Source organism: Streptomyces sp. NPDC039609, assembly GCF_055596705.1.
This window is the reverse complement of record NZ_JBVIUJ010000018.1, coordinates 53,901-71,648: the sequence shown is the minus strand read 5'-3', so window position 1 is coordinate 71,648 and position 17,748 is coordinate 53,901. Positions and strand designations below refer to the sequence as shown.

The 17,748-nt window shown below is 70.5% G+C and carries 16 protein-coding genes and 1 pseudogene; 8 read left to right on the top strand and 9 right to left on the bottom strand.

Annotation, left to right across the window (positions count from 1 at the left end; all coding sequences use genetic code 11):
- Nucleotides 1–63: 63 nt before the first annotated feature.
- From pucL to ACZ561_RS36540, 5 genes are all read right to left on the bottom strand, one after another.
- On the bottom strand, nt 64–987 hold the full coding sequence (gene pucL / locus ACZ561_RS36560) for a factor-independent urate hydroxylase (protein WP_471003840.1): 924 nt from the start codon (nt 985–987) through the stop codon (nt 64–66).
- A gap of 5 nt (nt 988–992) precedes the next feature.
- On the bottom strand, nt 993–1,382 hold the full coding sequence (gene uraH / locus ACZ561_RS36555; protein WP_471003838.1) for a hydroxyisourate hydrolase: 390 nt from the start codon (nt 1,380–1,382) through the stop codon (nt 993–995).
- A complete protein-coding gene (gene uraD, locus ACZ561_RS36550; protein WP_471003836.1) occupies nt 1,379–1,906 on the bottom strand; it encodes a 2-oxo-4-hydroxy-4-carboxy-5-ureidoimidazoline decarboxylase in 528 nt (175 codons plus the stop codon). Before uraD ends, uraH begins: the two co-directional genes overlap by 4 nt.
- 156 nt (nt 1,907–2,062) lie before the next feature.
- Nucleotides 2,063–2,401, bottom strand: coding sequence for a helix-turn-helix domain-containing protein (locus ACZ561_RS36545; RefSeq protein ID WP_329125282.1), 339 nt, complete (start codon nt 2,399–2,401; stop codon nt 2,063–2,065).
- Nucleotides 2,402–2,445: 44 nt separating this feature from the next.
- Nucleotides 2,446–2,694, bottom strand: a complete 249-nt coding sequence (locus ACZ561_RS36540) for a YkoF family thiamine-binding protein (protein ID WP_329125284.1) — start codon at nt 2,692–2,694, stop codon at nt 2,446–2,448.
- 140 nt (nt 2,695–2,834) lie between these two features.
- Here ACZ561_RS36540 and ACZ561_RS36535 point away from each other — a divergent pair, with 140 nt between their 5' ends.
- The 4 genes from ACZ561_RS36535 (at nt 2,835) to ACZ561_RS36520 (ending at nt 7,365) form a co-directional block, all read left to right on the top strand.
- Nucleotides 2,835–3,668, top strand: a complete 834-nt coding sequence (locus ACZ561_RS36535; protein WP_376436844.1) for a TIM barrel protein — start codon at nt 2,835–2,837, stop codon at nt 3,666–3,668.
- Nucleotides 3,669–3,752: 84 nt separating this feature from the next.
- Nucleotides 3,753–4,667, top strand: coding sequence for a 2-hydroxy-3-oxopropionate reductase (locus tag ACZ561_RS36530; protein WP_471003834.1), 915 nt, complete (start codon nt 3,753–3,755; stop codon nt 4,665–4,667).
- Between the two features lie 184 nt (nt 4,668–4,851).
- Complete coding sequence (locus ACZ561_RS36525; RefSeq protein WP_471003832.1) at nt 4,852–6,309, top strand: catalase; 1,458 nt, start codon at nt 4,852–4,854, stop codon at nt 6,307–6,309.
- Nucleotides 6,310–6,834: 525 nt separating this feature from the next.
- Nucleotides 6,835–7,365 carry a GmrSD restriction endonuclease domain-containing protein gene (locus ACZ561_RS36520; protein WP_471003830.1) on the top strand — a complete coding sequence of 177 codons (531 nt, stop codon included), beginning with the start codon at nt 6,835–6,837 and terminating at the stop codon, nt 7,363–7,365.
- A gap of 11 nt (nt 7,366–7,376) precedes the next feature.
- Here ACZ561_RS36520 and ACZ561_RS36515 read toward each other — a convergent pair whose 3' ends face one another.
- The gene (locus ACZ561_RS36515; RefSeq protein WP_471003829.1) at nt 7,377–8,609 is read right to left on the bottom strand and encodes an MFS transporter; all 1,233 of its coding nucleotides are present in this window, start codon (nt 8,607–8,609) and stop codon (nt 7,377–7,379) included.
- Nucleotides 8,610–8,669: 60 nt separating this feature from the next.
- On the opposite strand from ACZ561_RS36515, the gene ACZ561_RS36510 reads away from it, so the two are divergent.
- Nucleotides 8,670–9,704 carry a transcriptional regulator gene (locus ACZ561_RS36510; RefSeq protein WP_471003827.1) on the top strand — a complete coding sequence of 345 codons (1,035 nt, stop codon included), beginning with the start codon at nt 8,670–8,672 and terminating at the stop codon, nt 9,702–9,704.
- Here the strand turns inward: ACZ561_RS36510 and gcl are convergent, their stop codons facing one another.
- A complete protein-coding gene (gene gcl, locus ACZ561_RS36505; protein WP_471003967.1) occupies nt 9,705–11,483 on the bottom strand; it encodes a glyoxylate carboligase in 1,779 nt (592 codons plus the stop codon).
- Nucleotides 11,484–12,459: 976 nt separating this feature from the next.
- On the opposite strand from gcl, the pseudogene ACZ561_RS36500 reads away from it, so the two are divergent.
- The 3 genes and pseudogenes from ACZ561_RS36500 to ACZ561_RS36490 all read left to right on the top strand — a co-directional run.
- Nucleotides 12,460–12,888 (top strand): annotated as a pseudogene (locus tag ACZ561_RS36500) (hypothetical protein); the annotation flags it as partial.
- A gap of 115 nt (nt 12,889–13,003) precedes the next feature.
- Entirely contained in the window at nt 13,004–13,828 is an 825-nt protein-coding gene (locus ACZ561_RS36495; RefSeq protein ID WP_471003825.1) for a TIGR04222 domain-containing membrane protein, read from the top strand.
- Nucleotides 13,829–13,847: 19 nt separating this feature from the next.
- Nucleotides 13,848–14,399, top strand: coding sequence for a GNAT family N-acetyltransferase (locus ACZ561_RS36490; protein WP_471003823.1), 552 nt, complete (start codon nt 13,848–13,850; stop codon nt 14,397–14,399).
- A gap of 27 nt (nt 14,400–14,426) precedes the next feature.
- On the opposite strand, the gene ACZ561_RS36485 is transcribed toward ACZ561_RS36490, so the two are convergent.
- Nucleotides 14,427–16,010: an AMP-binding protein gene (locus ACZ561_RS36485; RefSeq protein ID WP_471003821.1), complete on the bottom strand. Its 1,584-nt coding sequence runs from the start codon at nt 16,008–16,010 to the stop codon at nt 14,427–14,429.
- Nucleotides 16,007–17,683: an AMP-binding protein gene (locus ACZ561_RS36480; RefSeq protein ID WP_471003819.1), complete on the bottom strand. Its 1,677-nt coding sequence runs from the start codon at nt 17,681–17,683 to the stop codon at nt 16,007–16,009. The genes ACZ561_RS36485 and ACZ561_RS36480 overlap by 4 nt, the downstream gene beginning before the upstream one ends.
- Nucleotides 17,684–17,748 lie beyond the last annotated feature (65 nt).

Sequence of the window (17,748 nt, the reverse complement as noted above, 5' to 3'; positions counted from 1 at the left end):
TCCCTCCGGTGGTGACTGCCCCCGCCCGACTGCGGGCGGGCGGGGGCGGCCACGCGGTGCCGCTTAGAGGTTGGTCATGTCGGCCGGGATCAGCGCCGTGGCTCCGTCACGGAGCACGGTGGCCTCGATGAGGCCGTACGGCCGGTCGGCGGCGAAGTAGACCTCGTTGTCGTTCTTGAGCCCGAAGGGCTCCAGGTCGACCAGGAAGTGGTGCTTGTTCGGGAGCGAGAAGCGGACCTCGTCGATCTCCGAACGGTGGTTGATGATCCGCGTGGCCATCTGGTACAGCGTCTGCTGCAGCGAGTACGAGTACGTCTCCGAGAAGGCCTCGAGCATGTGCTTCCTGGTCTGCCCGTAGGACCGCTCCCAGTTGGGCATCCGCTGGTCGTCGTCGGTCCAGTTGAACCGCCAGCGACCGGATACCTGCGTGGCCAGGATGCGGTCGTACGCCTCCTGGAGGGTCGTGTACTTGTCCTTGATGTAGCCCCAGAACTCCGAGTTGGTGGAGTTCATGACGATGAGGTCCTTGAGGCCGGAGATGACCTCCCACTTCTCACCGTCGTAGGTGATCTGGGTGACGCGGGTCTCCTGGCCCTTGCGGGCGAAGGAGTGGTTCACCTCGTCCGAGCCGATGAACTTGGAGTTGGCGTCGGAGCTGGCGATGCGCTCCCACGAGTACTCCTCGATCCGGATGCGCGCCCGGTGAATCGGCTCCTGGCTGGTCACGAAGTGACGCGCCAGGTGGATGCCGAACTGCTCGGCCGACTCGATCCCGTACTCCTTGGCGAAGGCGTACACGGTGTTCTTGGTCGTGTCGGTGGGCAGGCAGTGGGCGTTGGAGCCGGTGAGGTGGACGTCGTCGAGGTCGCCGGAGAGGGCGACGGAGACGTTCAGGTCCTTGATGTGGTGGGTGGCGCCGTCCCGCGTGATCTTGACGACGCGGTTCTCTGCTTTGCCGTACTGGTTCTGGCCGAGAATCGTGGGCATGTCTGCTAGCTCCCTCGGTAAACGGAGTAGCCGAACGGGTTGAGCAGCAGCGGTACGTGGTAATGCTCGCCCGGCTTGACGGCGAACGTGATCGCCACCTCCGGGAAGAACGCACCGCTGTCCCTTACGCGGGGGGCGTCCTGCTGCGCCTCGGCTTGCTTCTTGGAGAAGTACGCCTCGGTCTCGAAGTCGAGACGTACGTGGGTGGTGCCCTCCGGCAGGGCCGGCAGGTCCTTGCAGCGCCCGTCCGCGTCGGTGGCGGAGCCACCGAGCGTGACCCACTGCGCGTCGAAGCCACTGCGGGCCGCGAGCGTGATGACCACGCCCTCGGCGGGGCGGCCGATGCTGGTGTCCAGGATGTGGGTGGACACCGAAGCGGTGGTGTCGGTGCTCATGCGTTCTCTTCCTCGTTCTCTGCGCGCTCTACGAGCCGGGTCAGCCTGATGCGGTTGATCTTGCCCAGCTCGGTGCGGACGATCTCCCGCTCCTGCTCGGGCGAGTGCTCGATCCGCTCACGGACCGCGTCGCGCATCTGCTCACCGGTCTTGCCGGTCGCGCAGATCAGAAAGACATGACCGAACTTGTCCTGGTAGGCCAGGTTGAGTTCGAGCATCTCGGCCTTGAGCTCCTCGGAGGCGCCGGCCATCCCGCTCTGCTCGCGGGAGGAGGTCGGGTCCCCTGCCTTCGGACGACCGATCGGCGGGTGGCCCGCCATCGCCTCGGCCAGATCCTCGGCGGTCAGCTCGGCCATGGCGGCGTCGCTGGCGAGGAACAGGGCTTCGGCGGTGGTGTAGGGGCGCTGGGCGAGCAGCTTGCTCCCCCACGCCGAGCTGGAGCACACCTCGTGGAGGGCGGCGACAGCGTCGCTGTCCGCCGAGGTGTTGAACCGGGCCAGGCCCGGTGTCGTACCTGAAGTCACGGGAAGCCTCCGTGGCTGTTTTTCGCTGTGCGTCGGACGGGCTGCGGATAGCTAACGCCCTCCCGCAACACCACGTCAACACTTTGTTGAAAACTCGGTCACACAGAAGCCGTCGTCCCGACATCTGGACGACGGCTTGTGGCCAATCATGATCAACTAGCCCTCCTTGGGGGCCTTTTCCCTGCTCAGGGCGGTCTCCCGGTTCAGGTAGTTGTACACGGTGAACCGGCTGACACCGAGTGCCCCGGCCACCGTCTCCACCCCGTGTCGCACCGAGAAGGCGCCGCGCGCCTCGAGCATCCGGACCGCCTCCTGCTTGGTCTTGCGGTCCAGCTCGGCCAGTGGCATCCCGTGCCTGCGCTCCATCGCGGCGAGAATGTGGTCCAGCGAGTCCGAGAGCTGCGGCAGACGCACGGCGAGGACGTCCTCCCCCTCCCAGGCGAGCACCACGTCGTCGCGCTCGGCCTGCTCGGGGCCCAGTATCTCCGCGCCCATGGCGTCGACCAGCGGCTTCACCGCGGCGATCAGCGGGTGTTCGATCACGACTCCTCCCCGATCACATTGACCTGGAGGGAGACACGGGTCGCGCCGGCCGCCAGGGACTTGCGCAGCAGCGCGTCCACGGCCGTCAGCACCGCGTCGGCGCCCCCTTCCGCCGTGTTTCCGAAGGGACCGACATCCACCGCGTCCAGCTGGGCCGCCTGGATGACCTCACGAGCCACGACCGCGTGGGCCGGTGCCTCGTCGAGGTCGAACGGCTCGGTCGTGAACTCCACTTTCAAACGCACCATGCCCCCACGCTACTGGCCGGGAGTCGGCCGACGGCAGCCCTGAGCTGCCGGACCCTCTTGACAAGTGGGGCGCCCCGCTTGCAACATTCCGTCAGACAGAAACTTACTTCCGCTATACGGAAGGAGCGCCGCCCCTCATGGGATACACGGACCAGCGCTTCGATGTGAACCTGTCGATCCTCTTCACGGAACTCCCGCTCCTGGAGCGCCCCGCGGCCGCCGCCGCGGCGGGCTTCACCGCGGTCGAGCTGTGGTGGCCCTGGATCGACACCGCCACCCCCGACCAGAGCGAGCTCGACGCGCTCAAGAAGGCTCTGGACGACGCCGGCACCCAGCTGGTGGGCCTGAACTTCTACGCCGGCCGGCTGCCCGGCCCCGACCGCGGCGCCCTCTCCGTACCCGGTGAGGAGTCGGACCGCTTCCGCGCCAACATCGAGGTGGCAGCCGACTTCGCCGCCTCGGTGGGCTGCAAGGCGCTCAACGCGCTCTACGGCAACCGCGTGGAAGGCGTCGACCCGCAGATCCAGGACACCCTCGCCCTGGAGAACCTGGTCCTGGCGGCCCGCGCGGCCGACCGGATCGGCGCGATCCTGCTGGTCGAGACCCTGAACAAGCCGGAGTCGCCGCTCTACCCGCTGGTGAGCGCCCCCTCCGCGATCGAGGTCGTCGACAAGGTCAACGCGGCCACCGGGCTCGACAACGCCAAGTTCCTCCTCGACATCTACCACCTGTCGATGAACGGCGAGGACGTCAGCCAGGTCATCGCGCAGTACGCCGACAAGACCGGTCACGTCCAGATCGCCGACAACCCGGGCCGTGGCGCGCCGGGCACGGGCGACCTGCCGCTGGAGCAGCTCCTCGACGAGCTCAAGAAGGCCGGCTACGACGGCTGGGTCGGCCTGGAGTACAAGGCCGCCGACGCCGCCGCGTCCTTCGAGTGGCTCCCGGCCGAGGCCCGCGCCGCCCGCTGACACCGGACGGGGGCCGACACCCCCGTCCGCCCGAGCCGGGCGTCAGCTCCCCCTGACATCGCACAACCCCGAGAGGTACCCCCAATGAGCAACCTCCCTGATTCCTCCCAGCCCACCCGCCCGGCGATTGCGTGGATCGGCCTCGGCATCATGGGTTCGCCCATGTCCGAGAACCTGATCAAGGCCGGTTACTCCGTCACCGGCTTCACCCTGGAGCAGGACAAGCTGGACCGCCTCGCCGCGGCCGGCGGCACGGTCGCCGGGTCGATCGCCGAGGCCGTCAAGGACGCCGACGTGGTCGTCACGATGGTGCCCGCCTCCCCGCAGGTCGAGGCCATCTCCTACGGCCCCGAGGGCATCCTGGAGAACGCCAAGCAGGGCGCGCTGATCATCGACATGTCGTCGATCACCCCGCAGACCTCGATCGACCTCGCCAAGAACGCCGCCGAGAAGGGCATCCGCGTCATCGACGCCCCGGTGTCCGGCGGCGAGGCCGGCGCCATCGAGGCCGTCCTGTCGATCATGGTGGGTGGCGAGCAGGCCGACTTCGACGAGGCCCTGCCGGTCCTCGAGGCCCTCGGCAAGACCATCGTCCTGTGCGGTCCGCACGGCTCCGGCCAGACCGTGAAGGCCGCCAACCAGCTCATCGTCGCCGTCAACATCCAGGCGTGCGCCGAGGCCGTGGTCTTCCTCGAGAAGTCCGGCGTGAACCTCCAGGCCGCCCTGGACGTCCTCAACGGCGGTCTGGCCGGCTCCACGGTCCTGACCCGCAAGAAGGACAACTTCCTGAACCGGGACTTCAAGCCCGGCTTCCGGATCGACCTGCACCACAAGGACATGGGCATCGTCACCGACGCCGCCCGCAACGTCGGTGCGTCCCTCCCGGTCGGTGCCGTCGTCGCCCAGCTCGTCGCCTCCCTGCGTGCGCAGGGCGACGGCGGCCTGGACCACTCGGCCCTGCTGCGCGCCGTCGAGCGCCTCTCCGGCCAGCAGGTCTGACCCATCCCCCTCACGGGGCCCTGATTTCCGGACGGCGGCGGCGCTGACAACTGTCCTGTCGCGCCCAGGCGCCGCCGCCGTCCGGAACACCACACTTCATTTTCAACAAACTGTTGACGTCTCGTTCCGGGCGTATTTACGCTCCAGAGCACCCAACAGTGCAGCTCCCGTACGGAAGGTCACGATGTCGAAGCGCGTGCTTACGACCGAGTCCGGCGCCCCCGTCGCCGACAACCAGAACTCCGCCACCGCCGGCGTCGGTGGCCCCATCCTCCTCCAGGACCAGCACCTGCTGGAGAAGCTCGCGCGCTTCAACCGTGAGCGGATCCCGGAGCGTGTGGTGCACGCCCGCGGCTCCGGCGCGTACGGCTACTTCGAGGTGACCGACGACGTCACCGGCTTCACCAAGGCCTCCTTCCTCTCCGAGGTCGGCAAGCGGACCGAGACGTTCATCCGCTTCTCCACCGTGGCCGACTCGCTCGGTGGCGCGGACGCCGTCCGTGACCCGCGCGGCTTCGCGCTGAAGTTCTACACCGAAGAGGGCAACTACGACCTCGTCGGCAACAACACCCCGGTGTTCTTCATCAAGGACCCGATCAAGTTCCCCGACTTCATCCACTCCCAGAAGCGCGACCCCTTCACGGGCAAGCAGGAGCCGGACAACGTCTGGGACTTCTGGGCGCACGCCCCCGAGGCGACGCACCAGATCACCTGGCTCATGGGTGACCGCGGCATCCCGGCCTCGTACCGTCACATGAACGGCTACGGCTCGCACACCTACCAGTGGACCAACGAGGCGGGCGAGGCCTTCTTCGTCAAGTACCACTTCAAGACGAACCAGGGCATCCGCTCGCTCTCCGCCGAGCAGGCCGCCGAGGTCGTCGGCCAGGACGCGAACTCGCACCAGACCGACCTGCTGCAGGCCATCGAGCGCGGTGTGAACCCCTCGTGGACCCTGTACGTCCAGGTCATGCCGGCCGCCGAGGCCGCGGACTACCGCTTCAACCCGTTCGACCTCACCAAGGTGTGGCCGCACAGCGACTACCCGCTGCAGCGCGTGGGCCGTCTGGTCCTCGACCGCAACCCGGACAACGTCTTCGCCGAGGTCGAGCAGGCCGCGTTCTCCCCGAACAACTTCGTCCCGGGCATCGGTCCCTCGCCGGACAAGATGCTCCAGGGCCGCCTCTTCGCCTACGCGGACGCCCACCGCTACCGCCTCGGTGTCAACCACACCCAGCTGCCGGTGAACGCCCCGAAGGCGACGGTGGCCGAGAACTACGGCCGCGACGGCTTCATGGCCACCCGTCAGGGCTCGCGCCACGACAAGAACTACGAGCCCAACTCGTACGCCGGTCCCTCGCAGACCGACGAGGCGCTCTCCGCCCCGCTGGCGATCCACGGCTGGACCGGCACCCACGCGGCGCCCGAGCACGCCAAGGACGACCACTTCTTCCAGGCCGGTGAGCTCTACCGCCTGATGTCGGAGGACGAGAAGAAGCGGCTGATCGCCAACATCGCCGGTGGCCTCTCCCAGGTCTCCCGCGAGGACGTCATCGAGAAGAACATCGCGCACTTCGCCGCCGCCGACGCGGACTACGGCAAGCGCGTGGAGGAGGCGGTCCGCGCCCTGCGCGAGGACTGATCTCTCCACGGTTTCCAGACCGCGTACGGCACTTGACGGGAGGTCAGCTGCCGTACGCCGTCCGAACCGACGGCCCGGATGAGGGGTGGCCGGCGGAACGGACAGCGTGAGGACCGCGGCGGTGTGCGAGCCAGTGCGGTGGTAAGGGCGAACCGGGCCCCTTCTTGACCTGAAGGAAGGGATCCCCGAGCAGCTCGTCGTCGCCGCCGCGGTCCCAACGCCCCACCTCCCCCCAAGACTCCGCCCGGCGGCGCGAACGTCCTGTCGCGCCAGCCTCGCACCGTCGGGCGGGCACAACGAGAGCGCGGAACCAGGTTTACGGTCCCTGGTTCCGCGCTCTTTCGCGTGCCGTCCACCCTCGCGGGCGACCACGCATCGTTTCTGCGGTGAAGATCCACACCCGCACGGGCGAGCGCACCGTGGTTCTCCCCCTGTGCGCCCCTCCCCCACCACTATCCACTCGTACATGATCAAGAACCTGGTGCGGGGCCTGGCCCCGCTCGCGCTGATCCTGTCCCCCTCGCCGTGCCCTCCCCGGCGCTGTCCGCGAACGTCGTCCTCTTCCCCGACGCGCTCGCCGACCTCACCGAGGCGGCCGAGAACCCGGCCGGCTACAAGCTGTCCGCCTTCCCCCACTGGAACAAGGGACTCGACCCCGCCGACGGCTGCGACACCCGCGCCGAGGTCCTTCTGGAGGAGGCCGTCGACGCCCCGAAGACCGGCCCCGGCTGCACGCTCATGGGCGGCAGGTGGACCTCGTACTACGACGGTCAGACCGTCACGGACCCCGCCGCCCTCCGCGTCGATCACGTCGTCTCCCTCAACGAGGCCTGGGAGTCCGGCGCCTCCGGCTGGACCGCGGCCCGGCGCGAGAGGTACGCCAACGACCTCGGCTCCCCCCGGCACCCTCGCCGCCGTCACCGCCCGAAGCCAGAAGGACAAGGCCGGCCGCGACCCCGCCGGCTGGGTCCCGTCCTCCTCCACTCAGTACTGCCGCTACGTCGCCGAATGGCTGGGCAGCAAGCTGCGCTGGGGACTGAGCGCGGACAAGGATGAGCTGGAGGCGCTCAAGCTGTTCGCCGACGGGCCCTGTGAGGAGACGGTCGTGGTCCGCTCGAAGGCCCCCCGGTGAGCACCAGCACCCCGCTGACCGCCAGCGAGGCGGCGGCGAGCACCGTCATCGCCGCCGCGGGCGAGGTGACCTGGGCGATGGCGCCGGCCAGCGCCGCGCTCAGCCCCTGGAACGTCAGCATTCCCGAGGAGTGCAGCCCCAGCGCGTGACCGCTGAGCCCGTCCGGCACCAGCGCCAGCAGCCGCTCCTGGAACAGCAGGCTCGCGCTGTAGCCCACGGCGGACACCGTCACCGCCACCAGGGCGAGGGGCAGCCCCGGATCGAGCGCGAAGAGCAGGTACGGGGCTGCCAGCAGCATCTGGAGCGGCGGGCCGAGCCGGGTCCGCCGCTTCTTCGGCAGGAATCGTCCGACGACGGTGTCCCCGGCCAGCATCCCGAGCGCGGCGCAGGCGAAGAGCAGCCCGGCGCCGTCGATGGGGGTCCCCCCACGCCCCCAGGCGTAGGGGGCGTACGCGACGAAGAGCGATTCACAGCCGACGATCAGCCCGTTGGGGACCCAGAGGGCGAGATAGACGAGCCGGCGCGGGCGCGAGGACCACAGGAGCGCGTTGGTACGCCAGGTCTCGGCGGCAGAGGCCCGGCCGGCGACCCGTGGCTCGCGGCGGCTGAGGCCCAGACGGGCGAGGAGCGCCGCGACGAGGTGGAGGGCGGCGCCGATCAGCAACGTCCCGCGCGGCGAGAGCGTCGCCACGAGCAGCCCGCCGGTCGCGAACCCGGCGATCTGGCAGACGCCGACGGCCATGTTCATCGTCGAGCGGCCGAGCAGATAGCCCTCGCGGGAGAGGATCTCGCCCAGAAGTCCGTAACGGACCCCGCCGCCCACGGAGCCGACGAGGCCCTGCACGAGGAGCAGCGCGAACACCGCGCCCGTCGGCAGCCCGGGAACGGCCTGGGCGGCCGTACCGAGGCCGAAGACCAGCGCGATGCAGGCCAGGGCGGCGCGCGGCGGCAGCCGGTCGGCGGCCGAAAGGAGCGTCGTCGCGCCGAGGACCTGGGCGAGCGCGGGACCGAAGAGGGCGAGGGCGGAGAGGAAGGGTGAGCCCGTCGACCGGAAGACGAGCGTGGCGAGCCCCAGACCGGCCACCGTCTGGGCCGCGACCTGGACGGACGCCGTGAGGAAGAGCGGGGTGAACTCCGGTGTACGGAACAGCTCCTGATAGCTACGCATGGGCCGGAGTCTCCGAGAGCGCGACGGGACGCCGGTACTGTTTCGTCGGGAGGCGAAACCATGGGCTGGTGGCAGATCGACGCCGACGCGCTCGCGGGCAGCCGGTTCCTGGTGTCCCCGCTGGCCGAGACCATCGCCGCGCTGCAGGCGCTGGACTTGCCGAAGCCCGCTCACCCGGGCGAGAGCGCATGGCTGACGGACCGTCTGCCCGCCTACCGGGCGCGGCTCGCGGCCGAGCCGCTCGACGCCCTGCTGGTGCGGGCCGCGCTCGGGACCGCGTGGAACGCGGATTTCGTGACCCCCACCCCGCTGGGCGAGGGCGAGCCGTCCTTCGAGGAGGAGGTGGCCCGGATCCGGGAGACGCCGCCCGCGGCGGCGGTGGCGGATCTGGCGGTCTCGCTGGGCGGTCCGGTCCCCGAGCCGCTGGCTTCGGCGACTGATCTGCCGTACCGGATGGCGGAGTTGCTCGCCTGGGTGTGGCGGGAGACGGTCCTGCCGACCTGGCCGCGCCGACGACGCGTCCTGGAGGCCGATGTGATGGCGCGTACGGCGCGGCTGACCGCGGGCGGGTGGGCGGCGGCGCTCGACGAGCTGTCCCCGGGGCGGACGCGCTGGCTGGGTGAGGGGCGGCTGCAGGTCAACACCCGTGACTTCCCACCGAGGTCGGTCTCCGGCGGGCGGCTGTTCCTCGTGCCGGTGACACCGAGCCGGGGATGGGTGTCATGGGAGGGTACGGAGCGCTTCGCGATCGTCTACCCCTGTGCGGGGGCTCTGGCCGGCGCGGAGGGCCCGGCCGTCCCCGATGCGCTCGGCGCGCTGCTCGGGAGTGCGCGTGCGGGGGTGCTCGTACGGCTCGAATCCCCCACGTCCACCAGTCAGTTGGTGGCGCTGACGGGGCAGGGGCTCGGCTCCGTGGGACGGCATCTGAAGGTGCTGCTCGACGCCCGTCTCGTACGGCGGAGGAGGGCGGGGAGGTCCGTCCTCTACGACTGGACGGAGGCGGGGGCGACGCTGGTACGGGCGCAGGGAGTACGGACGTGGAGCGGCCCCCGCTCCGGTGCTCTCGGAGCGGGGGCCGTCACCTCCGACGACTGATCAGACCTTCAGGGCCTTGATCGCCGTCGGAGCGTGACCGGGCTCGGTCGCGATCTCCTCGAACTCGGTGACATCGCTCATGTCGACCGTCTTGCTCATCGCGATGTTGGTGATGCGCTCCAGGATGGCCTCGACGACGACCGGGACCTGGTGCTCGACGGCCAGCTTCTTGGCCTCCTCGAACGCCTCGCCCAGCTTCTCCGGGTCGGTGACGCGGATCGCCTTGACGCCCAGACCCTCGGCGACCTTGACGTGGTCGACGCCGTAGACGCCGATCTCCGGGGTGTTGATGTTCTCGAACTCGAGGTTGACCTCGAAGTTGATGCCCAGGTTGCCCTGCGCCTGGCGGATCAGGCCCAGGTAGGCGTTGTTCACCAGGACGTGGACGTAGGGGACCTTGTGCTGGGCGGCGACCGCCAGCTCCTCGATCATGAACTGGAAGTCGTAGTCGCCGGACAGCGCGACGATCGGGGTCTCCGGGTCCGCGGTGGCGGCACCGATGGCGGCCGGGATGGTCCAGCCGAGCGGGCCGGCCTGGCCGCAGTTGATCCAGTGGCGCGGCTTGTAGACGTGCAGGAACTGCGCGGCGGCGATCTGGGAGAGGCCGATGGTGGTGACGTAGCGCGTCTCCGGGCCGAAGGCCTTGTTCATCTCCTCGTACACGCGCTGCGGCTTGATCGGGACGTTCTCGAAGTGCGTACGACGCTGCAGGGTGGCCTTGCGGTCCTGAGCGGAGGCGGCCCAGGCGGAGAAGTCGGGGAGCTTGCCCGCGGCCTTCCACTCCTTGGCGATCTCGATGAAGAGCTCCAGCGCGACCTTGGCGTCGGAGGCGATGCCGTAGTCCGGGGCGAAGATCTTGCCGATCTGGGTGGGCTCGATGTCGACGTGGACGAACTTCCGGCCCTTGGTGTAGGCCTCCATGTTGTAACCGGTGTGGCGGTTGGCCCAGCGGTTGCCGATGCCGAGGACGAAGTCCGACTCGAGGAAGGTCGCGTTGCCGTAGCGGTGCGCGGTCTGGACGCCGACCATGCCGGCGCTCAGCTCGTGGTCGTCGGCGATGGTGCCCCAGCCCATGAGGGTGGAGATGACCGGGACGCCGGTCAGCTCGGCGAACTCGACCAGCAGGTCGGAGGCGTCGGCGTTGATGATGCCGCCGCCGGCGACGATCAGCGGGCGCTCGGACTCCAGCAGGAAGCTCAGGGCCTTCTCGGCCTGGGCGCGGGTGGCCTGCGGCTTGTAGACCGGCAGCGGCTCGTACGTCTCCGGGTCGAACTCGATCTCGGTCAGCTGGACGTCGATCGGCAGGTCGATGAGGACGGGGCCGGGACGGCCGGAGCGCATCAGGTGGAAGGCCTGCTGGAAGACGCCGGGGACCTGGGCGGCCTCGAGGACCGTCGTGGCGGCCTTGGTGACCGGCTTGGCGATCGAGGCGATGTCGACGGCCTGGAAGTCCTCCTTGTGCAGCTTGGAGACCGGGGCCTGGCCGGTGATGCACAGGATCGGGATCGAGTCCGCGATCGCGGAGTACAGGCCGGTGATCATGTCGGTGCCCGCGGGGCCGGAGGTACCGATGCAGACACCGATGTTGCCGGCCTTGGCACGGGTGTAGCCCTCGGCCATGTGGGACGCGCCCTCGACGTGGCGAGCGAGCGTGTGGCTGACGCCGCCCACGTTCTTGAGCTCGCGGTAGAAGGGGTTGATCGCCGCGCCGGGCACGCCGAACGCGTTGGTGACGCCTTCGCGCTTGAGGATCTCAACGGCCGCTGCGGCGGCGGTCATACGAGGCATGGGAGGGCTCCTGCTTCGGCCAGGCGGAAACGGGTCACCCACCGTCTCGGTGGCCGTTTCCGTATTGCGGAAGTATTGTTCTACTATGTGGAAGCAATGTAGGTCGGGGGGTCCGGGGCCGTCAAGGGACCGGCCTCGGACGTTGGCCGAAGTCCCTCCCCTCCCGTGGCGGATTGGTGGACGATGGGGACGGGAAGACAGGGGGTTCGGCGTGGGGTTCGGTGTGGGTGAGTCGGTACCGGTGCGCTGCCCGGAATGCCTCCGTACGCAGCCGTACGCGGCGCCGGTCTTCCCGTGCGCCTGCGGGACACCGGTGGTGCCACCGGTGATCCCCGGAGCGACGGGTGAGCCGGTCACGCACCGCAACTGGACAGACGAATGGGTCGCGGTGCGCTGCGTCGCCTGTGGGCGTGAGGACGAATGGCCCCACCCGGAGCTGGGCTGCACCTGCGGCACGGTCCTCCGCGTCCCGGTCCGCGAGCCGGGTTTCGGCGACGGCGGTTCGCTGCCGGGCGTGCCGGCGCCGGCACGGACACTCCCGCGGCAGCCTGGGCCCGGGCGGGCCGCCCCGGGGACGCCGAGCCCGGACCCGAAGGACAGACGCGCGAACACGACGGCCACCGACGCGACGCCCGGCACGCTCGGTTCCCACGGCCGCCCCGGCCCCGGGGCCCTGCCAGGCGGTACGGACACCGGTCACCGCGCCGAGTCCCGGGCCGGCGACCCTCCGGGCGCACGCGCCGGCGAGGGGACGGACGGCGTCGAGCCGGGCGCGGCCCCGGGGCCGGCCCCGACCGACGGGACGGACGAAGCGTCGCCGGCCTCGGGCATATGGACCGGCGACGCCCCGGAGAGCGACCTCCACGACTCGGAGGGCGACCTCCCCGACCAGTCCGCGGGCGACCTCCACGACGTCACGAGCCACGGCCTCGGAGCCGGACGGAGTCGGGCGTTCACCGAGCGTTACCCCGCGCACATCCCGCTGCCGCCGACGGCCCCGCACCCCGCCGCGCCGAGGCCCTCGTTCCGGCCCGTGACCATCCGTACCGCCAGGGACGCGGTGGCCGCGTCGGCCGGGTATCTGCGCTGGCTCGGGTTCCGCAACGTCGTCCAGCCCGAGGAGCGGACCGCGTCCGGGGTCGACCTCCGAGCGCCCGGGCTCGTCGCCCAGGTCGACCCGAGCACCCGCCCCGCCGCGCTGCGGGCGGTCGAATGCCTCTGGCTGAACGGGCTCAGCAGCTCGTCCGTGAGCGTCTTCTTCTCCCTCGCCGGCTACACCCCCGACGCCCGCTCCCGCGCCGACGAGCTCGGCATCCCGCTCTTCGTCCTCGACCTCACGGGAACACCTCAGCCGGTGAACACCCCGGCGGACGAACTGATCACCACCGGCGCCTGAGGCCTCAGCGGCGGGCCGGTGGCCGGGAAGACCTCAAAAGAACCTCAGATTTCAGCCATTCGCGCGTGATGATCAGGCTCTCACGGGCACAACACCCTCGGGGGGGTGGGGCGTCATGGGGGCGGATACCTGGTGGTTCATCGGTGCGTCCTGCGCACAACTGCCCGCGGCACTCGCGCTGTTGCGAACCCGCAGCCCGGAGCGGACCGAACTCGCCCCGCAGGCACTGGCGTTGCTCCGTGGCGGACGGCGGGCGGCCGTGGTCGTGGCGCTCGTCGCGCTGCACCAGCGCGGCGCCGTGGCGGCCGGCCGGAAGGGCACGATTCGGGCCAACGGCGGACCCGGCCGGACCCGCGATCCGGTCCAGCTGGGAGTGCACAGTTCGCTGCGGCGGGCCTTGGGCATAAGAGTGCTGGCCGCCCAGCCCAGGGCGCGACGGGCCGTCGACGCGCTGCGCGCCGAGCTGGGCCGGGCGGGGCTCCTCCGCCCGCACGGTCGGCTGCTCGTCGCCCGGGGGCTGCTGGTCTGCGCGATGGCGACGGTGGTGACGGGCCTGCTGATCACGCGCCCGTCCGGCGCCGAGCTCGCCCTGGCGCTCGCCCTCGGCGCCGTACCGACCGTCGCCGCGCTCGCCCTGCTGTTCCTCCCTCCCACGACCCGAGCCGCCCGACGGCTGCTGGCCGGGCTGCGGGAGCGGCACCCGCTGCCCGCGCATCGTCGCGAGGTGACGGACGGCAATCTGGTCCTGCTGTACGTCGCCCTCTACGGCGACCCGGCACTCGCCCTCTTCCTGCCGCGCTTCTCTCGCGACGGCGGACTGCTGGGCCAGGGCGGCGGTACGGACGGCTACGCCACCGGACGTGGCTGGTTCGGTGGCGGCGGCGACGGATCCTGGGGCGCCGGCGAGGCAGGCGGCGGAGGGGGCGGCGGCTCGGACTGAGCTCGCGCCATACTGGACCATGCGCATCCGAGCGGCCGCACCGGCCGAACTCCCGCTGCTCCAGGACATCGAGCGGGCCGCGGGCGAACCCTTCCGTTCCCTCGGCATGGCGGTCATCGCCGACGACGAGCCCCTGCCGCTGGACGTCCTGGACGGCTACCGACGGGCCGGCCGGGCCTGGGTGGCCGTCGACGAGGCCGACCGCCCGATGGCGTACCTGCTGACGGACACCGTCGACGGGGCCGCCCACATCGAGCAGGTGTCGGTGCACCCGGCCGCCGCCCGCCAGGGCATCGGCCGCCTGCTCATCGAGCATCTGGCGGCCGGCGCGGCCGAGCAGGGGCTGACCGCGCTGACCCTGACGACCTTCACCGAGGTCCCGTGGAACGCGCCGTACTACTCGCGCCTCGGTTTCCGTCCCCTCGCCGAGTCCGACCCGGACCTCACCGCCGGGCTGCGCGCCATCCAGCGGGCCGAGGCCGCCCACGGTCTGGCGACCTGGCCCCGGGTCTGCATGCGGCGCGAACTGGCAGGGACGCCCGCGCCCCGCTCCGTGGCGCCGTCCCCGTAGCGCCGCCGGCCGGGGAGCCGGCGCTCCTCACCCGTAGCGCTGCCTCAGCTCCACCTTCCGTACCTTGCCGCTCACCGTCATCGGGAACTCTCCGAGGATCTCCACCCGGCGCGGGATCTTGTAGTGCGCCAGACGGTCGCGGCAGTACGCCGTGATGTCGTCCAGGGTCGGCGGGTCGGCGGGGTCGCGCGGGATCACGCAGGCCAGGATCTCCTCGCCGTAGCGGGCGTCGGGGACACCGACGACCTGGACGTCGGCGATCTTCTCGTACCCGTAGAGGAACTCCTCGATCTCGCGCGGGTACACGTTCTCCCCGCCGCGGATGATCATGTCCTTGATGCGGCCGACGATCTGGACGTAGCCGTCCTCGCGCATCACCGCCAGGTCGCCGGTGTGCATCCAGCGGCCGGCGTCGACCGCCTCGGCCGTCTTCTCCGGCTCGTTCCAGTAGCCGAGCATCACGCTGTAGCCGCGGGTGCAGAGCTCTCCGGCGGTCCCGCGCTCCATCGTGAGACCGGTGCCCGGATCGACGATCTTCACCTCCACGTGCGGCATCACCCGCCCGACCGTGCCGGTACGGCGCTCCAGGTCGTCGTCGCGCCGGGTCTGGGTGGAGACGGGCGAGGTCTCGGTCATGCCGTAACAGATCGACACCTCGGCCATGTTCATCTCGGCGACCACCCGCTTCATCACCTCCACCGGGCACGGCGAGCCCGCCATGATGCCGGTGCGCAGCGTGGAGAGGTCGTACGAGGCGAAGTCGGGGAGGTTGAGCTCGGCGATGAACATCGTCGGTACGCCGTACAGCGACGTGCACCGCTCCTCCTGGACCGCGCGGAGGGTGGCCGCGGGGTCGAAGGACGGCGCGGGGATCACCATGCACGCGCCGTGCGAGGTCGCCGCCAGGTTTCCCATCACCATGCCGAAACAGTGGTAGAAGGGAACCGGGATACAGATCCGGTCCTGCTCGCTGTAGGCGATCATCTCGCCCACGAAGTAGCCGTTGTTGAGGATGTTGTGGTGCGAGAGGGTCGCGCCCTTGGGGAAGCCCGTGGTCCCCGAGGTGTACTGGATGTTGACCGGCTCGTCGCAGGACAGCTCCGCCGGGCGCAGTTCGCCCGCCGTACGGGAGATCAGCTCGTCCCAGCTCGGGTCGCCGATGAAGACGACCTCCCGCAACTCCGGGCAGTCGCCGCGGACTTGCTCGATCATCGCCCGGTAGTCGCTCGTCTTGTGCGCGAGCGTGGCGACGAGCAGGGAGATGCCCGCCTGCTTGAGCACGTACTCCACCTCGTGGGCGCGGTAGGCCGGGTTGATGTTCACCATGACGGCGCCGATGCGGGCGGTCGCGTACTGGACGAGCACCCACTCGGCACAGTTCACCGCCCAGATCCCCACCCGGTCGCCCTTGACGACCCCGCTGCCGAGCAGCGCGTCCGCCAACTTCTCGACGTCCACGCCGAATCGGGCGTAGGTCCAGCGGCGACCGGTGGGCACGTCGACGAGCGCCTCCCGCTCCGGCCAGGCCGCGACGGCCCGGTCCAGATTGGCCCCGATCGTGTCCCCGAGCAGCTCGGTGGGGCTCGCGCCGTGCGTGTACGACAGACTCATCCCAGGTCCCCCTCGGCGTACTCGATGCCCTCGCCCTTCGCCGTGCGCTCGCGCAGCTCGATCCGGCGGATCTTCCCCGAGACCGTCTTCGGCAGCTCGGCGAACTCGATGCGCCGTACCCGCTTGTACGGGGCGAGCACCGCGCGCGAGTGCGCGAAGAGCGCCTTCGCCGTCTCCTCGCCCGGCTCCCAGCCGTCCGCGAGGACGACGTACGCCTTCGGGACCGCGAGCCGCAGCGGGTCCGGGGCCGGGACGACCGCCGCCTCGGCCACCGCCTCGTGCTCCAGGAGCGCGCTCTCCAGCTCGAACGGCGAGATCTTGTAGTCGGATGCCTTGAAGACGTCGTCGGCGCGCCCGATGTAGGTGATGTAGCCCTCGGCGTCGCGGGAGCCGATGTCGCCGGTGCGGTAGTAGCCGCCGGCCATCGACTCGGCCGTGCGCTCCGGGTCGCCGTGGTAGCCGGTCATCAGGCCCACCGGATCGGTGGACAGGTCGAGGCAGATCTCGCCCTCCTCGACGTCCGCCTCCCCGCTGACGGGATCCACCAGCGTCACCCGGAAGCCGGGGCTCGGCCGCCCCATGGAGCCCTCCTTGAGGCGCTGGCCGGGGCTGTTGGAGACCTGGACGGCGGTCTCGGTCTGGCCGAAGCCGTCCCGGATGGTCACGCCCCACGCCCGGCGCACGGACTCGATGACCTCGGGGTTGAGCGGCTCGCCGGCCGCGACGACCTCACGCGGCGGGTTCTTCAGCTGGGTCAGATCGGCCTGGATCAGCATCCGCCAGACGGTCGGCGGAGCACAGAAGCCGGTGACACCGTTGCGCTCCATCTCCCGCATGAGACGGGCCGGGTCGAAGCGGGTGTAGTTGTGGATGAAGACGGTCGCCTCGGCGTTCCACGGGGCGAACAGGTTGGACCAGGCGTGCTTGGCCCAGCCCGGCGAGGAGATGTTCAAGTGCACGTCGCCGGGCTGGAGGCCGATCCAGTACATGGTGGCCAGGTGGCCGATGGGGTACGAGGTGTGGGTGTGCTCGACCAGTTTGGGCCGGGCGGTGGTACCGGAGGTGAAGTACAGCATCAGCGGGTCGTCGGCGCGGGTCGCACCGTCCGGCTCGAAGGTGTCGGACGCGTCGTACGCCTCCTCGTACGGGAGCCAGTCCGCCCGCTCGCCCCCGACGACGATCCGGGTGTACTCCCCCGGTACGTCCTCGAACTTGGCGGTGTCCTCGGCGCGCACGATGACATGCCGGGCCCGGCCGCGCTCGACGCGGTCCCGCAGGTCGGCGGGGCCGAGCAGCGGGGTGGCCGGGATGACGACGGCGCGCAGCTTCATGGCGGCGAGCGCGGTCTCCCACAACTCGGTCTGGTTGCCGAGCATGACGATGATCCGGTCGCCGGCCCGGACGCCCTGGTCGCGCAGCCAGTTGGCGGCCCGGTCGGAGCGGGCGGACATCTCGGCGAAGCTCACCCTCGTCCCGGTGCCGTCCTCCTCGACGATGTGGAGGGCGGTCCTGTCGTTGCCGGCCGCGATGACGTCGAACCACTCCAGGGCCCAGTTGAACCGGTCCGGACGGGGCCAGGCGAAGCCCTCGTACGCCGTCCCGTAGTCCTCGCGGTGCTGGAGCAGGAAGTCGCGGGCGGCGCGGAACCTCTCCGTCGCGGTGGTAGCCGTCATGTGTCCTCCTCGTTGCGGGACCGGTCACGGACATCGTGTAATCAGTGACCCAGGTCTCACTACCC

Excerpts from the sequence above, each read along its gene's own strand:
- ACZ561_RS36510 (WP_471003827.1), top strand. The coding sequence starts at position 8,670 with ATGGGCTGGTGGCAGATCGACGCCGACGCGCTCGCGGGCAGCCGGTTC.
- ACZ561_RS36530 (WP_471003834.1), top strand. The coding sequence starts at position 3,753 with ATGAGCAACCTCCCTGATTCCTCCCAGCCCACCCGCCCGGCGATTGCG.
- ACZ561_RS36515 (WP_471003829.1), bottom strand. The coding sequence starts at position 8,609 with ATGCGTAGCTATCAGGAGCTGTTCCGTACACCGGAGTTCACCCCGCTC.
- uraH (WP_471003838.1), bottom strand. The coding sequence starts at position 1,382 with ATGAGCACCGACACCACCGCTTCGGTGTCCACCCACATCCTGGACACC.
- gcl (WP_471003967.1), bottom strand. The coding sequence starts at position 11,483 with ATGACCGCCGCCGCAGCGGCCGTTGAGATCCTCAAGCGCGAAGGCGTC.
- ACZ561_RS36495 (WP_471003825.1), top strand. The coding sequence starts at position 13,004 with ATGGGGGCGGATACCTGGTGGTTCATCGGTGCGTCCTGCGCACAACTG.
- ACZ561_RS36535 (WP_376436844.1), top strand. The coding sequence starts at position 2,835 with ATGGGATACACGGACCAGCGCTTCGATGTGAACCTGTCGATCCTCTTC.
- ACZ561_RS36490 (WP_471003823.1), top strand. The coding sequence starts at position 13,848 with ATGCGCATCCGAGCGGCCGCACCGGCCGAACTCCCGCTGCTCCAGGAC.
- ACZ561_RS36545 (WP_329125282.1), bottom strand. The coding sequence starts at position 2,401 with ATGGGCGCGGAGATACTGGGCCCCGAGCAGGCCGAGCGCGACGACGTG.
- ACZ561_RS36485 (WP_471003821.1), bottom strand. The coding sequence starts at position 16,010 with ATGAGTCTGTCGTACACGCACGGCGCGAGCCCCACCGAGCTGCTCGGG.
- ACZ561_RS36525 (WP_471003832.1), top strand. The coding sequence starts at position 4,852 with ATGTCGAAGCGCGTGCTTACGACCGAGTCCGGCGCCCCCGTCGCCGAC.
- ACZ561_RS36480 (WP_471003819.1), bottom strand. The coding sequence starts at position 17,683 with ATGACGGCTACCACCGCGACGGAGAGGTTCCGCGCCGCCCGCGACTTC.
- pucL (WP_471003840.1), bottom strand. The coding sequence starts at position 987 with ATGCCCACGATTCTCGGCCAGAACCAGTACGGCAAAGCAGAGAACCGC.